The following is a 15,441-nucleotide window of genomic DNA, read 5'->3' as shown; positions in this document are numbered from 1 at the left end:
GGTACACATTAAAATAATTGAATGTTGCAACGAGGCCTGCAATGAAACATTGTTGAACACAAAAAAAGCCGCTTCTTTCGAAGCGGCTTTGCTATGTTTTTTTATAAAATGCTTATTCAAACTTGAGGTCCAGACCCAGGCCACGCAGTTCGTGCACCAATACGTTGAACGACTCCGGAATGCCAGCGCGGGGAATGTTTTCGCCCTTAACGATGGCTTCATAGGTTTTCGCCCTTCCGATGATATCGTCCGACTTGATGGTAAGCAGTTCCTGCAGGATGTTGGCAGCACCGTATGCTTCTAGTGCCCACACTTCCATTTCACCAAAACGCTGACCACCAAACTGGGCTTTACCACCCAGGGGCTGTTGCGTAATGAGTGAGTATGGTCCGATGGAACGGGCGTGCATTTTATCATCAACCATGTGGTGCAGTTTGATGATGTAGATAACACCCACGGTTGCTTTCTGGTGGAAGCGTTCACCGGTTTCGCCATCGTACAGGTAGGTGTGACCAAACATTGGGATACCGGCTTGTTCGCAGAACGACGCAATATCTTCGGTGCTGGCACCATCGAAAATTGGCGTGGCAAACTTGGTACCCAGGTTCATACCTGCCCAACCCAGAACTGTTTCATAGATCTGTCCCAGGTTCATACGGGAAGGTACACCCAGCGGGTTCAGTACAATATCTACCGGCTCACCATTCTCGAGGAACGGCATGTCTTCGGCACGTACGATCTTGGCAACGATACCCTTGTTACCGTGGCGGCCCGCCATTTTATCACCCACTTTCAGCTTGCGCTTCACGGCGATGTAAACTTTGGCCAGCTTCAGTACACCTGCAGGCAGTTCGTCACCAATAGAGATGTTGAATTTCTCACGCTTGTAACGACCCAGTTCCTCGTTGTACTTGATGTTGAAGTTGTGCAGCAGAATGTTGATCTGGTCGTCCACTTTCGCGTCGCCGGTCCAACCCAGGGGGTTTACATTCTGGTAATCGATCTGGGCCAGGTTCTTTTGGGTAAACCGGGCGCCTTTTCCAATCAGCACTTCTCCAAAGTTGTTGCTTACGCTTTGGCTTGGCTTTTCTTTCAGCAAAGTCAGCAGTTTGTCCAGCAACACTTCTTTCAGATCGCTTACATTCTTTTCGTGGATGCGCTCCAGTTTTTCGATGGCCGCTTTTTCACGAACCTTGGCGTTCTTGTCCTTTTTAGCACGCTGGAACAGCTTTTTGTTGATCACCACACCTTCCACACCGTTGGGTGCTTTCAGCGAAGCGTCTTTAGCATCACCTGCTTTGTCGCCAAAGATGGCGCGGAGCAGTTTTTCTTCCGGCGTAGGATCAGATTCGCCTTTAGGTGTGATCTTACCGATCATGATATCGCCTTCCTTGATCTGGGCACCGATGCGGATGATACCGTTCTCGTCCAGGTCTTTGGTTGCGTCTTCCGACACGTTGGGGATATCCGGGGTCAGTTCTTCTTCACCCAGTTTTGTATCACGTACTTCCAGTTCGTATTCCGAAATGTGCACCGAAGTGAACATGTCTTCTTTAACCACCCGCTCCGAGATTACGATGGCATCCTCGAAGTTGTACCCTTTCCATGGCATGAAGGCCACTTTCAGGTTTTTACCCAGGGCCAGCTCACCATCTTTGGTAGCGTAGCCTTCGGTAAGGAAATCACCTTCGGCAACCTTCTGGCCTTTTTTCACGGCAGGCTTCAGGTTGATGGAAGTTTCCTGGTTGGTTTTGATGAACTTGGTGAGTTTGTAAATTTTCAGGTCTTCTTCAAAAGAAACCAAACGCTGCTCATCGTTGCGGTTGTAACGAACATGAATTTCGTTCGCATCCACAAATTCGACTACACCTTCACCTTCAGCGTGGATCTGAATGCGGGCATCACGGGCAGCTTTACCTTCCAGACCAGTACCAACAATGGGCACATCAGGACGCAGCAGCGGCACCGCCTGGCGTTGCATGTTCGATCCCATCAGGGCACGGTTGGCATCATCGTGTTCCAGGAACGGAATCAGCGATGCAGACAAACCAACGATCTGGTTGGGGGCAACGTCCATGTATTCCACTTCGCTCTTGTCGAGGATGGGGAAGTCGCCGGTTTCGCGGCTTACAATTTTATCTTCAGCAAAATTGTGCTTTTCATCCAGCGGCGTGTTTGCCTGAGCAATTTTTGCATTGTCTTCTTCTTCGGCGCTCAGGAACGTCAGTTGCTTCATGTCCACTTTACCGTTGGTTACTTTACGGTAAGGCGTTTCAATAAAGCCCATTTCGTTGATGGCGGCGTGTACGCAAAGCGTCGAGATTAGACCGATGTTTGGTCCTTCCGGTGTTTCGATGGTACACAGGCGGCCGTAGTGACTGTAGTGTACGTCACGCACCTCAAAGCCGGCACGTTCGCGGCTCAAACCACCAGGCCCGAGGGCGGAAATCCGACGCTTGTGCGTGATTTCAGACAGCGGGTTGGTTTGGTCGAGGAACTGCGAAAGTTGGGAAGTACCAAAGAATGAATTAATAACCGAAGACAGCGTACGGGCATTAATCAGGTCAACCGGGGTAAATACCTCGTTGTCCCGAACGTTCATGCGTTCGCGGATGGTACGGGCCATACGGGCCAAACCAACACCGAACTGCGCATACAACTGCTCGCCTACGGTACGAACACGGCGGTTAGACAGGTGATCGATATCGTCGATCTCTGCTTTACCATTGGTGAGGCGCACCAGGTATTTGATGATTTCAATGATGTCTTCTTTTGTCAGCGTTTTTTGCTCCAGCTTGGCGTTCAGGTTCAACTTGCGGTTGATCTTATAACGGCCTACTTCGCCGAGGTCGTAACGCTTGTCGGAGAAAAACAGTTTGTCGATGATGCCACGGGCCGTTTCGTTGTCCGGCGCATCGGCACCGCGCAACTGGCGGTAGATTACCTGAACGGCTTCCAGCTCGGAGTTGGAAGTATCCTTGTTCAGGGTATTATAAATGATGGCGTAATCACCACCTACATCTTCGCGCTGCAGGAACACGGATTTTACATCCATGTCGGCAATCATATCGATGGCTTCTTCGTCGAGTACGGAGTCACGTTCCAGAACTACTTCGTTCCGCTCAATCGATACCACTTCGCCGGTATCTTCATCCACAAAATCTTCAACCCAGCTGCGGAGAACCCGGGCTGCAAGGCGTTTGCCCACATGCTCCTGAAGTGCTTTGCGTTCGCCTTTCACTTCATCGGCCATACCGAAGAGTTGCAGGATATCGCGGTCGGTTTCAAAACCAATGGAACGCAGCAGCGTAGTAACCGGGAACTTTTTCTTCCGGTCGATGTACGCATACATTACGTTGTTGATGTCGGTGGCAAATTCCATCCATGCGCCCTTGAAAGGAATCACACGGGCAGAATAGATTTTAGTACCGTTGGGGTGAACACTCTGGCCAAAGAACACACCCGGCGAACGGTGCAACTGCGATACAACCACACGCTCAGCACCATTGATCACAAAAGTGCCGCGGGGGGTCATATAAGGGATATTGCCCAGGAACACGTCCTGAACAATGGTTTGGAAATCGATGTGCTCCTCGTCGTTACAGCTCAGGCGCAATTTGGCTTTCAGCGGCACGGCGTAAGTAAGGCCACGCTCCATACACTCTTCGATGGTGTAGCGGGGCGGATCGATAAAGTAGTCGAGAAACTCCAGCACGAAGATGTTGCGTGTGTCCGTAATAGGAAAGTTTTCCTTGAACACCCGGAACAAACCTTCTACGTTGCGCTTGTCGGGAGTGGTCTCTAATTGAAAAAACTCTTTAAACGACTGAATCTGAACGGCGAGCAGGTCAGGCGTGTCGGCTATATTTCCGATCTTACCAAAATTGACCCGCTGATTCATTGTTGTTGAAGGCATATTAAATAATACCGGTTTAAGGTTTTAAACGAGCAAAAACTTTCCCTGCTTCTATTCTGTTTCAAATAAAAGCTGGTGAAAGTCAGTCACTTAGACATTATTTGCTGCGTCAAAATTGTTTTTGGCCAAAACTAAGGAGGGCAAAAGTAAGCAAATTAACCCTATCAACAAGCGCTAAGTGATTTCAAAAACCGCACCGGAAGCTTTTTTATATTATATTTCTGAAAACAACTGCTTATGAGCTGGAAACGATTTGTAGCCGGCTATCTCCATTTTTCTAAAAGAGACCGCGCCGGTGTGCTGGGCCTGCTGCTGCTTTTAGCGCTGGCATTTCTGCTCCCCCTTTTAGCGCCCAATAAAGTGGAAATTCCACAGCCACTGGACGCCGCCACGCAACTGGCAACAGATAGTTTAAAAAAGATGCCGGCAAACGGTGGTCCTTCGGAAGATTACCGGTCTTATGCATTTGAACGGGCCGACGATGCTAACAAATTCCGCCCCGGCGAACTATTTGCATTTGACCCCAACACGCTGGATGATGCCGGCTGGCGGAGATTGGGCCTGCGTGAAAAAACCATCCGCACCATCAACAATTACCGGAGCAAAGGCGGCCGCTTTTACAAACCGCAGGACCTGGCGAAAATCTGGAGTTTGCCGCCCGGATTTTACGACCGCGTGAAAGGCCATATCCAAATTGCGCAACCCGCAAAAAAGTGGGAAGAACCGGCATATGCCGCGGCGCCAACTCCGTTTGTAAAAACAGCACCTAAAACCATTGATATCAATACAGCAGACACAGCTGCTTTTATTGCGCTGCCCGGTATTGGATCGAAACTGGCGGCACGCATTGTCAACTTCCGCAGCAAGTTGGGTGGGTTTACTTCGGTAGAGCAGTTGGGTGAAACCTATGGGTTACCAGATTCTACTTTTCAAAAAATACGAAGCAGGCTGGTTGTGGAAAGTGGCGCACTGCAAGCTATCAATCTCAACACAGCAACGAAGGAGGTATTGAGCGGACACCCTTATATTAATTGGAAATTGGCAAACGCTATTGTTGCCTATCGTGAACAACATGGGGCATTTACTTCCGTAGATGATTTAAAGAAGATCATGATTTTGGATGAAGCAACTTTTGAAAAGTTGCGGCCGTATTTGGGTTTGTGATTGGTGTGCCTTTGTACTCCGTCATTGCGAGGCGCAGGATGAACTTGGTGGATGTTTGTGTTTGGTGCGCCGAAGCAAGCTCCGGCTAGAAAGTGAATCGCTTATCGAAACACAAAGGTGTTACACTGTTTAAGGAGATTGCTTCGGCGCCGTCGTGTATAACAATTTGCAGCACCGAGCCGCGCCTCGCAATGACATGAGCTCGCCATTTCGATAATGATCATAACGCCAAACCCTAACCGAAACCCAACAAAAAAGGCCTTCCTTTCGGAAAGCCCTTTTGTATGCTATTGATAGAATCAATTAAGCGATTTCAACATCAGCACCAGCTTCTTTCAGCTTAGCAGCGATGTCTTCGGCAGTAGCTTTATCTACACCTTCTTTAACGGGCTTGGGAGCGCCGTCAACCAGGTCTTTTGCTTCTTTCAGGCCCAGACCGGTCAGATCTTTAACGATCTTAACTACGTTCAGTTTAGAACCACCTGCAGATTTCAGGATTACGTCGAAAGAAGTTTTTTCTTCTACTGCAGCGGCAGCAGGACCAGCAGGACCAGCTACTACGGTAGCAGCAGCAGGCTCGATGCCGTATTCAGATTTCATAAAATCAGCCAGTTCCTGTACTTCTTTTACAGTCAGGCCTACCAGTTGTTCAGCAAGTGCTTTAACGTCTGCCATGTTGTTTAAATTTTTTCCGACTTCACGCCCCTTACGCGGGATCCGCCGGAAGGTTTAAAAAAATTTGCCTTTTTGTTTGTACCCTCAGGCCTGGGTTTATTTTTAGCGGCAAGCTATCAGCCTTAAGCAGCAAGTGAATTATTACTTGAAGCTAGCAGCTAATAGCTTGTAGCTGTACTTTCTTATTCAGCTGCTGGTGCTTCTGCAGGTGCAGCTTCTGCGCCGCCGGCTTTTTGCTCGTGGTGGTGCAACAAGGCAGCCAGTACACGCTTAGCAGGCGATTGCAACAGACCGATAACTTCGCCAATAAGCTCGTTCTTGGTCTTGATTTTAGTGAGGGCAGCCAGGTTGTTGTCGCCGGCGTAAATATCGCCATTGATAAAGGCAGCCTTCAGCTCGGGCTTCTCGCCTTTCGACTCCTGACGGAAGGTAGAAAGGATCAGAGCGGGCTCTTTAGGGTTCTCGGAGAACATGAGGGCTGTTACGTTGTTCAGTGAATCGAACATGCCTGCATATTGCTCGTTGCCCAGCGATTCCAGCGCTTTTTTGATGAGGGTGTTTTTAGCCACACGCATCTCAACGTTCTTGCTGAAGCAAGCACGGCGCAGTTTGGAAACCTGCTCTACAGAGAGCGATTCTGTATTGGTAACATAGAAGTTGTTGTACTGGGAAAACTTACCCTTCAACACTTCTATAATCTCGTTCTTTTGCTCTTTAGTCATGATAAAGATTTTGTTCCTGCCGAACTGGTCGAAGGATTAGTGAATAAATGCTTTGGTATCCACAGTAATGCCGGGACTCATGGTGCTGGCCATGGTCAGGCCCTTCAGGTATGTACCCTTTGCAGTAGAAGGTTTTGCCTTGATGATTGCGTTGATCAGCTCCTGGCTGTTCTCGGTCAATTTCTCAGGGGTAAACGATACGCGGCCGATAGAAGCGTGGATGATACCAGCTTTATCTACCTTGAACGCAATTTTACCACCTTTTACTTCGGTTACCGCAGCGGCAACATCGTTGGTAACGGTACCGGTCTTAGGGTTTGGCATCAGGTTGCGGGGACCCAGGATTTTACCCAGACGACCAATTTTAGGCATTACGGCCGGTGTGGCAACAATTACGTCCACATCGGTCCAGCCGCCTTCAATCTTTTGTACAAATTCGTCCAGACCTACGAAGTCGGCGCCTGCACCTTTTGCAGCAGCTTCCTGGTCGGGGCCGCACAGTACCAGTACACGCTTGGTTTTACCGGTGCCATGTGGCAGGGTAACAGTTCCGCGGATGGCCTGGTCAGCTTTCTTAGGATCAACACCCAGGCGGATGTGGATGTCCACAGAAGCGTCGAATTTGGTAGTATTCACTTCTTTCACCAGGGAAGAAGCTTCCTTCAGCGAGTATATTTTGTTAGCATCCACCTTAGTGTTGGCTGCTTTTCTTTTCTTAGGAATGAAAGCCATGATTCAAGCTTTTTTAAATGAGGTTCAAAAACTTATTTTTCCCAGGGTGCAGTACCTTCTACGGTAAGTCCCATGCTGCGGGCTGTGCCGGCTACCATGCTCATGGCGCTTTCCAGCGTAAACGCGTTCAGGTCGGGCATTTTATCCTTGGCGATCTCTTCGATCTGTGCCCAGGATACTTTACCAACTTTAGCACGGTTGGGCTCTTTTGAACCTGATTGAATTTTGGCGGCATCCTTTAACTGAATAGCAGCCGGAGGGGTTTTGATAACAAAGTCGAACGACTTGTCGGTGTAAACGGTGAGCAGTACAGGCAGTACTTTTCCCATTTTGTCTTGTGTGCGGGCATTGAACTGCTTGCAGAATTCCATGATGTTAACACCCTTGGAACCCAGCGCAGGACCAATCGGAGGTGCGGGGTTGGCCTGGCCACCCTTCACCTGCAGCTTTACATAGCCGGAGATTTCTTTTGCCATTTTGTTCTGATTTATTGGTTCAAGCGACAGCCTATCTCAGCGACGGGTCTGTCTCCCAAATTCCTCTCTTGCAACCGCAGCCAAATTTGTGGTTTGGTGGCGGGTTTATTAAAGAACTTCTTTGGGGAGGCGCAAAGGTAAATATTTTTCTAATACTACCAAGTAGGTTGTAAAAAGGGATTGTTAAGGAAAAAAGGTGCGCTGGAGTTGCTTCCTGCTTTCCATCGTTCAATCACTGCGATTTTCATTCCTTGCAGTCGCTTGCCTTTGTCATCCTGAGCGCAGCGAAGGATCTGGGCTTGCAATGACCGGAACTTAGCAAACGAGTCACGCCTTTTTCGCTAAGTTGGAGCGGATACCCAGTTGAGATCCTTCGCTGCGCTCAGGATGACAAAAAGGAACTCCGCCATTATCATTGAAACCGGTAAACAACCATCCGCTCCCCGCCCCTTTTATCCCCGAAGGAAAAAATCGAATCCACCGGCCCGCCCTGCAGGTCGCGGTCAAACGAAATATAATTGCGGCCACTAACCCGCACCGAATCGTACAGGAGCAACTTGCCCGAATGTTTGTGGTAATAATAAGGCACCTGCGGATGAATAAGCGGCGGTACCGAAATGGTATCGCCCCTCCAGGAAAACACCTTTGTACCAATAGCCACCGGGAACGGCTGAACCGGACCCCAGTAATGCAGCGGCTGGCCTTTCGACGCTGCAACAGCTTCTTCCATCGGCGCTTCATAATGCGCTGTGCCCCTATCTTGGATGGGAATAAATACAATCGCATATACCAACCGCAGTAACATAATCCCGCCAATGAACAGCCATATTTTAAAGCTGCTCCTATTTCGGAAATACTGCCAGCAAAATATGCCTAAAAACAGCGCACAAATGAAACCTATCCGCCCTCCGGAATCAATAACAAATGGCAATATTACTGAAGCAGCTGCGGCCAGTACAAACAGCCATCCACCCCATCCCAAATAACGCAACAATTGCTGCTGCCTACCAGCAAAATAGCTGTGATACAACTGCACAAAAATGGTGGTGGCAAACGGCACAAACATATAAATGTACCGGGCCTTAGGCTGGCCGGTAAACCAATAAATCCAGAGGTTGCAGGCAATAAATAAAATAGAAAAACGCACCAGCGGATTTTGCCAAACCTGCTGCCGAACGCTTTTTACCGCCAGCGCAATCAGCAACAACGACCAAGGCGCCAGTAGCTTGAGCACCAGCACAGGGTAGCCCAGTGCTTTTTCCCACACCTTGCTTGACCGCTCACCTATCGCGGATTTCATCAGGGATTCGTTGAGAAAATTTACCAGCAGATGCTGTGCATTTCCGCCAGCATTGTAGCCCCCGAAATACAAGCCGGTTATTATGAAAAACAGCAAGCCACCAGCCAGGTGCTGCCACCGGAACAGCGGCTTAACCGAACGGGCATAAATGCACAACGCAATCAGCGTGAGGCCCTGGAAAACAATGGAAGGAAAACCTTTGGTAAGCAAACCAAAAGCGCACAACGCATACGAGGCCAGGTACAGATTAAGCCATTGCCTTTTTTGGTAAAAATGAAAAATGGCCACCGCCTGCAGGTACACCACAAACGAATAAAAAATATCGATCTCCGCACCATTGGCCAATCCATAGAAATAGATATCTACACAAGTAAGCTGCATGAACGCCGAAAGCAACGCCAGGTGTTTGGGAAAATAAGCGCGGGAAAAACGGTAGTGCACTGCTGCCCACAACAGGTAAATAAGCAGTGATGGCAGCCGCAGCGCAGCCTCGGAAGTGGACTGTAGCAGTTTCATGCTGCCGATCAGAATCCAGTTGAAAATAGGCGGCTTATTGAGGTAAGGCCAGCCAAACAGCGTTGGGTTCAGGTATTTACCGGAGTACATCATTTCCAGCGACACGACTGCACGGCGTGGCTCCTCGCCTTCCAGTTCCATCATGCCGAGGTTGATGATCACCGACAGCAGGTACAACACTACCAGCGCCGCTATGCCCCATACAATTTGTTTACTTGTAAAACCCTGTTCCTTCATTGGTATCCATAAAAAAAGCTGATCCAAAGGAACCAGCTTTTTCAGTATGAAATGATTTTTGTTTAACCCAGCTTTTCTACCTGCATGTAGTTGAGCTCTACCGGTGTAGAACGACCGAAGATCTTTACTGTTACTTTCAGTTTTTTCTTCTCGTCGTTTACCTCTTCAATCACACCGTTAAAGTCGTTGAACGGACCTTCGATGATCTTGATGGTTTCGCCAACAATGAACGGCTCGCTCATGCTTACGCCACCGGCTTCGGCCATCTCGTCCATCTTGCCCAGCATCTTATTCACTTCCGATTTGCGCAGGGCAATAGGATCGTCTTTGCCTAAGAAATGAATAACGTTGGTGGTATTTTTGATCAGGTCGCGCAGGTCGTCGCTCAGCTTGCCGTTGGTAATTTCCACCATCACGTAGCCGGGATAGTAGTTGCGTTCGCGCATTACTTTTTTGCCGTTCTGCACTTTGTACACCTTCTCTACCGGCAAAAAAATCTGCTTCACAGCATCCGACCAGTCGCGGGAAATTTCCTTATCCAGGTATTCCTTTACTTTCCGCTCCTTACCGCTCACCACACGCAGCACATACCATTTGGTATTATCGGGCTGCACAATTTCCGGCTGCACGTTTTCGGCCTGCTGTTCGTTGCTTATATTTTCGGGGCTTGTTGCTTCCATCTATTTAATTAGAACAGTTCGTAAATAAAGTTCAAACCGCCGGCAGCTACAAAGTCCATAACCCAAATAACGGCAGTAATCACCAGGGTGGCCACCAGCACAATCATGGTGCTTTGCTGCAGTTGCTCCCATGTAGGCCAGGTCACTTTTTCAGTCAGCTCACGGTACGATTCGCTGAAGTAATTGGAAATCTTGTTCATAAAATATGTTGCAAATGTACTAATATGCCAATGTGCTAATGTAGCACTTCCCTGAGGAATTTGGAGCACATTAGCACATTGTTTGTGGGCACGGGTGGAGAGATTCGAACTCCCATCAACGGTTTTGGAGACCGCTATTCTGCCATTGAACTACACCCGTATAAAGAGTACTTAGTATAAAGTACTTAGTACTCAGACTGTGGGTTTACCGTCATCTAAGTACTAAGCTATTGATCTTCGTACTAAGTACTGCGTACTATTTACTTCAGGATCTCAGTTACCTGACCGGCACCTACTGTACGGCCACCTTCGCGGATCGCGAATTTCAGACCCTTTTCCATAGCGATGGGTTGGATCAGGTGTACAGTCAGCGAGGTGTTGTCACCAGGCATTACCATCTCAGTACCTTCTGGCAGAGAGCACTCGCCAGTTACGTCAGTTGTACGGAAATAGAACTGAGGACGGTATTTGTTGAAGAACGGAGTGTGACGGCCGCCTTCTTCTTTGCTCAGTACGTATACTTCGCCTTTGAAATCGGTGTGCGGAGTGATAGAACCAGGCTTCACGATAACCATACCGCGACGGATCTGGGTTTTCTCAATACCACGGAGCAGCAGACCTGCGTTGTCACCAGCTTCACCTTCGTCGAGGAGCTTGCGGAACATTTCCACACCGGTACAAGTTGAAGTCAGGGGAGCATCCATCAGACCTACGATCTCTACAGGCTCACCAACTTTGATACGGCCACGCTCAATACGACCAGTAGCTACAGTACCACGACCTGTGATCGAGAATACGTCTTCTACCGACATCAGGAACGGCATATCAACCGGACGAGGAGGCAGGGGAATGTAAGTATCAACAGCTTCCATCAGCTCTTCTACTTTAGCAACCCATTGTGCTTCGCCAGCCAGGGCGCCGGTAGCAGAACCTTGGATGATTGGAGTGTTGTCGCCGTCAAAGCCGTAAGAGCTCAGCAGGTCGCGAATTTCCATCTCCACCAGTTCCAGCAGTTCAGCGTCGTCCACCAGGTCAACCTTGTTCATGAAAACAACGATACGGGGAACGCCTACCTGACGAGCCAGCAGGATGTGCTCTTTGGTTTGGGGCATAGGACCATCAGTAGCAGCCACAACTAGGATGGCACCGTCCATTTGTGCAGCACCGGTAATCATGTTCTTCACATAGTCAGCGTGACCGGGGCAGTCAACGTGAGCATAGTGACGGTTGGCAGTCTGATATTCTACGTGAGCAGTGTTGATGGTGATACCACGCTCTTTCTCTTCGGGGGCACCGTCAATCTCATCGTATTTTTTTGCTTCTGCCATACCTTTTGAAGCCAAAATGGTAGTGATAGCAGCGGTCAAAGTGGTTTTACCATGGTCAACGTGACCGATGGTACCAACGTTAACGTGGGGTTTATCCCGCTTAAAGTTCTCTTTTGCCATCTTATGGGTTTTTAGTTGTGGAGTTACAAATTTACCTGAAACAATAAACCTCCGAAGCACCTGGCGGCCCATCGAAGGATAAATTTTTTGAACCGAGCAACAGAATATCCATCAGGCTTCTGTTGCGTCGCACTCTTGTACATTTATAGCGCTATGCAGCTTATGTTAATTTTATTACCGAGCAATCACCTCTTTCGAAACACTGCTCATCAACACCACTGCTTTTGCTACCTGAGCCGTTAGTGAGAATCGAACTCACGACCTCTTCCCTACCAAGGAAGTGCTCTACCCCTGAGCTACAACGGCTTGAAAACCGTTGACAGTTGGAAGCCGACAGGAAAACTGTCAATCATCATCTGTCATCCGTCAACTTTTTCAGAGAGCGGGAGACGAGGCTCGAACTCGCCACCTATAGCTTGGAAGGCTATCGCTCTACCAAATGAGCTACTCCCGCATGTTAAGTTTACGAGTGCACAAGTTCAATTGTTCACGGGTTAAAAACCAACTAGTGAACTAACGAACGTGTGAACTGGTCAACTTTCAAAGAACGTGGGCAGGAGAGGATTCGAACCTCTGAAGTCGAAAGACAGCGGATTTACAGTCCGCCCCATTTGGCCGCTCTGGAACCTGCCCTTTTTCTGTGCTATTTAGCTTAGGGGGCACGAAGAAAAGTGATTTCCTTCGTATTTCCAATTTCTAAATTTTGCACAAAATAAAGAGCCGCTTGTCGGAATCGAACCAACGACCTACTGATTACAAATCAGTTGCTCTACCAGCTGAGCTAAAGCGGCAATTTTGTTGTTTTAAAGAACTACCCCTTGTTTTTGGGAAGGCAAAGGTAAAGGAATTTGAACTTCAGAAACAAACAGTAAATAAACTTTTTTTAGCCCGGCAGTATTTTTTTTAAGGGCAAAAAAAATCCCGCCTCTTGGGGCGGGATGCAATGAGTTTAAGCGTATTGTTTTTCTTTTTTTCTTTTTACCTGGGCTACCAGCGATTCGAATGCTTCGTCGAACGAGGTTTCAAATGTTTTAGAGGTGGATTTTACAAAAAAATCGGCTTTCGGTACGTGTACGCGGATCTCAACTACTTTGTCTTTGATCGTGTGTACTACATTATCCAGCTTCAGGAAAACATCTACTTTGATGATGCGATCATGAAACGTGGCCAGTTTCTCCAGCCTTTTCTGAACAAAATCAATCAATTTCTGGTCAGCATCAAAATGAAGCGATTGGATGTGTACATTCATAGAACTCTGTTTTGACTGTTTAACAATAAAAGAAAGAACTAGCAACAGCAATTATCCGTTCCCATTGAAGGTAAATGAAGCCGGTAAGTTTACCAAGAAAAGCAGGCGGATTTTTCTTACGAATAAGGGAAAATTTAGGCCGCCAGATTTACAGGTTTTGAACCACGAAGACACGAAGGCAGGAAGGTGCACAAAGGGATATACTCTATCAATTAGATATAGCAAGATTGGATAAAATGGGTTGCGTTGATGCCGCTATTTCACTTTATGCTTTAGGATGGGCTTTGCGGTAAATGTCTTTAAGCCGGCCGATGGAATTGTGGGTATAAACCTGCGTGGCCGCCAGGCTGCTGTGGCCCAGCAGTTCTTTCACCGCGTTGAGGTCGGCGCCATTGTTGGTAAGATGGGTGGCAAATGAGTGGCGCAATACGTGGGGGCTGCGTTTATCAATAGTGGTGACGCGGCTGAGGTGCGCCTTTACGCGGCTGTACACTTGGCGTGGCGCCAGCGCCGTTCCCTTTGCCGACACCAACAGCTTGGCCGGATCGGCACCTTCCATTTCCGTATGCTTCTTTTTTAGGTAGGCGTTTATCTCTGCCACCAGCGCAGCACTGATGGGAAGCAGGCGTTCTTTGCCCCCTTTACCCAATACCCTCAGCATGCCGTTAGCCGCATCCACGCTTTTTTCAGACAACCCAATGGCCTCACTTAAGCGCAGCCCGCATTGGTAAAAAAGCAGGAGCAACAAGCGGTCGGTTTGGCCTTCCCAGTCGTCGGTAAAGTTGTGTGGCGCAAACAGCGCATCCATATCGCCTTCTGCCACAAACTGCGGCAGCCGCTTCTCCACTTTTGGTGCTGTTACCCCGGTCATTGGCGACTGCGCCACCAAACCGGTTTTTACCGCATATTTAAAAAAAGCCCGCAGCGAAGCAATTTTCCGTTTGAGTGTTCGGGCTGTGTTTTGGTCCTTGTTTTTCAGTGCCACCAACCATGACCGGATGTGGCTGTGATGGATCTGCCCGATGGAAAGGCCGCTAAAGTCAGTTTGCACAAAATCGAAAAAAGCGGTGAGGTCTGTTTCGTAGGCACGCAGTGTATGTGGCGAAAAGCGCTTTTCAAACTGCAGGTACTGAACAAATGCCGCTAATTCGGGGTGAGGTAGGTACATAAAAGAATAGCTGCAAAGTAAAGAATACCTTGCAGCTAATACATATTTGGGAAGAGGTAAATTAAGCTTCGAGCTTGCCGCTGGCAATCTGCTGCTTGTACACAGCTTTCAGTACCTGGCCTCTGCGACGTACAGATGGCTTGGTGAAAGACTGGCGTTCACGCAACTGCAACAGGATCTTGGCTTTCTCAAATTTCTTTTTGTACTTCTTGAGGGCCTTGTCGATGTTTTCGCAGTCTTTAGAATCGATGATGAGCATGCTTATATACCTCCTTTGGTTATTTTTAAGAGGGGCAAAGATAAAGGCAATTTTGAATTATGGAAAAAAGAAAATGTAAAAAGCCGATTTTTGCGCCATGTTTACCGGGATTATTGAAACGCTGGGCCGTGTAGAACGTGTTAGCGAGAGGGGCACCAACCGCAGCTTTTGGATACAAAGTGCTATAACACAGGAACTTAAGGTGGACCAAAGCGTGGCGCATAACGGTGTTTGCCTCACCGTGGAAGTCATCAACGGCCACCAGTACCAGGTAACCGCCGTGCAGGAAACTTTGCAAAAAACGACTTTGGACAATTGGCAACCGGGCACAGCGGTAAATTTGGAACGCAGCCTCCTCCCCTCTTCCCGCCTGGATGGGCATTTTGTTCAGGGGCATGTGGATACCACCGGCGTTTGTGTTTCCATTACCGACAAAAGGGGCAGTTGGGAACTGGTATTTTCCTTTCCGGAACGGTTTGCAGCTTTGGTGATTGAGAAGGGGTCTATTTGTATTAATGGTATTTCGCTGACGGCATTTAATGTAACCGATTCTTTGCTAACTGTTGCCATTATACCTTATACCTGGGAGCAAACCAATTTGCAGTACCTGCAGACAGGTCATGCGGTGAATTTGGAGTTTGATATGGTGGGGAAGTATATATTGAGAAGTAAGATGCTCCACTCAACTTCCTTTTAAAA

Annotated in this window: 14 protein-coding genes and 5 tRNA genes; 2 read left to right on the top strand and 17 right to left on the bottom strand. The window is 48.3% G+C overall.

The genetic code is table 11. From position 1 onward, the window contains the following. Positions 1–112: 112 nt before the first annotated feature. A complete protein-coding gene (gene rpoB / locus DRJ53_RS07595) occupies positions 113–3,916 on the bottom strand; it encodes a DNA-directed RNA polymerase subunit beta (RefSeq protein WP_114234999.1) in 3,804 nt (1,267 codons plus the stop codon). Between the two features lie 237 nt (positions 3,917–4,153). On the opposite strand from rpoB, the gene DRJ53_RS07590 reads away from it, so the two are divergent. Continuing rightward, positions 4,154–5,080: a helix-hairpin-helix domain-containing protein gene (locus DRJ53_RS07590; RefSeq protein WP_114234998.1), complete on the top strand. Its 927-nt coding sequence runs from the start codon at positions 4,154–4,156 to the stop codon at positions 5,078–5,080. A gap of 303 nt (positions 5,081–5,383) precedes the next feature. Here DRJ53_RS07590 and rplL read toward each other — a convergent pair whose 3' ends face one another. The 16 genes from rplL to rpsU form a co-directional block, all read right to left on the bottom strand. Further along, the gene (rplL, locus tag DRJ53_RS07585; protein ID WP_114234997.1) at positions 5,384–5,755 is read right to left on the bottom strand and encodes a 50S ribosomal protein L7/L12; all 372 of its coding nucleotides are present in this window, start codon (positions 5,753–5,755) and stop codon (positions 5,384–5,386) included. A 182-nt stretch (positions 5,756–5,937) separates the two neighbouring features. Beyond that, a complete protein-coding gene (gene rplJ / locus DRJ53_RS07580; RefSeq protein ID WP_114234996.1) occupies positions 5,938–6,477 on the bottom strand; it encodes a 50S ribosomal protein L10 in 540 nt (179 codons plus the stop codon). A gap of 36 nt (positions 6,478–6,513) precedes the next feature. After that, the gene (gene rplA, locus DRJ53_RS07575; protein WP_114234995.1) at positions 6,514–7,209 is read right to left on the bottom strand and encodes a 50S ribosomal protein L1; all 696 of its coding nucleotides are present in this window, start codon (positions 7,207–7,209) and stop codon (positions 6,514–6,516) included. A gap of 32 nt (positions 7,210–7,241) precedes the next feature. Beyond that, positions 7,242–7,685: a 50S ribosomal protein L11 gene (rplK, locus tag DRJ53_RS07570; protein WP_114234994.1), complete on the bottom strand. Its 444-nt coding sequence runs from the start codon at positions 7,683–7,685 to the stop codon at positions 7,242–7,244. Between the two features lie 412 nt (positions 7,686–8,097). Then, complete coding sequence (locus DRJ53_RS07565; protein ID WP_114234993.1) at positions 8,098–9,738, bottom strand: ArnT family glycosyltransferase; 1,641 nt, start codon at positions 9,736–9,738, stop codon at positions 8,098–8,100. Positions 9,739–9,800: 62 nt separating this feature from the next. Further along, positions 9,801–10,418 carry a transcription termination/antitermination protein NusG gene (gene nusG, locus DRJ53_RS07560; protein ID WP_240040653.1) on the bottom strand — a complete coding sequence of 206 codons (618 nt, stop codon included), beginning with the start codon at positions 10,416–10,418 and terminating at the stop codon, positions 9,801–9,803. An 8-nt stretch (positions 10,419–10,426) separates the two neighbouring features. Beyond that, positions 10,427–10,618, bottom strand: a complete 192-nt coding sequence (secE, locus tag DRJ53_RS07555) for a preprotein translocase subunit SecE (RefSeq protein WP_114234992.1) — start codon at positions 10,616–10,618, stop codon at positions 10,427–10,429. 89 nt (positions 10,619–10,707) lie between these two features. Then, positions 10,708–10,778, bottom strand: a tRNA-Trp gene (locus DRJ53_RS07550). A 100-nt stretch (positions 10,779–10,878) separates the two neighbouring features. Then, on the bottom strand, positions 10,879–12,066 hold the full coding sequence (tuf, locus tag DRJ53_RS07545; protein WP_114235055.1) for an elongation factor Tu: 1,188 nt from the start codon (positions 12,064–12,066) through the stop codon (positions 10,879–10,881). A gap of 234 nt (positions 12,067–12,300) precedes the next feature. Continuing rightward, a tRNA-Thr gene (locus DRJ53_RS07540) sits at positions 12,301–12,372 on the bottom strand. 75 nt (positions 12,373–12,447) lie between these two features. Beyond that, a tRNA-Gly gene (locus DRJ53_RS07535) sits at positions 12,448–12,520 on the bottom strand. Positions 12,521–12,616: 96 nt separating this feature from the next. Continuing rightward, positions 12,617–12,699, bottom strand: a tRNA-Tyr gene (locus DRJ53_RS07530). Positions 12,700–12,784: 85 nt separating this feature from the next. Further along, positions 12,785–12,857 (bottom strand) — tRNA-Thr (locus DRJ53_RS07525). Between the two features lie 158 nt (positions 12,858–13,015). Next, entirely contained in the window at positions 13,016–13,315 is a 300-nt protein-coding gene (locus DRJ53_RS07520) for an HPF/RaiA family ribosome-associated protein (protein ID WP_114234991.1), read from the bottom strand. 265 nt (positions 13,316–13,580) lie between these two features. Next, positions 13,581–14,483, bottom strand: a complete 903-nt coding sequence (locus DRJ53_RS07515) for a tyrosine-type recombinase/integrase (RefSeq protein WP_114234990.1) — start codon at positions 14,481–14,483, stop codon at positions 13,581–13,583. A gap of 61 nt (positions 14,484–14,544) precedes the next feature. Then, entirely contained in the window at positions 14,545–14,742 is a 198-nt protein-coding gene (rpsU, locus tag DRJ53_RS07510; RefSeq protein WP_114234989.1) for a 30S ribosomal protein S21, read from the bottom strand. A 97-nt stretch (positions 14,743–14,839) separates the two neighbouring features. On the opposite strand from rpsU, the gene DRJ53_RS07505 reads away from it, so the two are divergent. Further along, the gene (locus tag DRJ53_RS07505) at positions 14,840–15,439 is read left to right on the top strand and encodes a riboflavin synthase (RefSeq protein ID WP_114234988.1); all 600 of its coding nucleotides are present in this window, start codon (positions 14,840–14,842) and stop codon (positions 15,437–15,439) included. Positions 15,440–15,441: the final 2 nt, after the last annotated feature.

Source organism: Paracnuella aquatica, from assembly GCF_003332885.2.
Taxonomy (GTDB): domain Bacteria; phylum Bacteroidota; class Bacteroidia; order Chitinophagales; family Chitinophagaceae; genus Flavisolibacter; species Flavisolibacter aquaticus.
The sequence above is the reverse complement of the archived record's forward strand: the minus strand, read 5'-3'. Positions and strand labels throughout refer to the sequence as shown.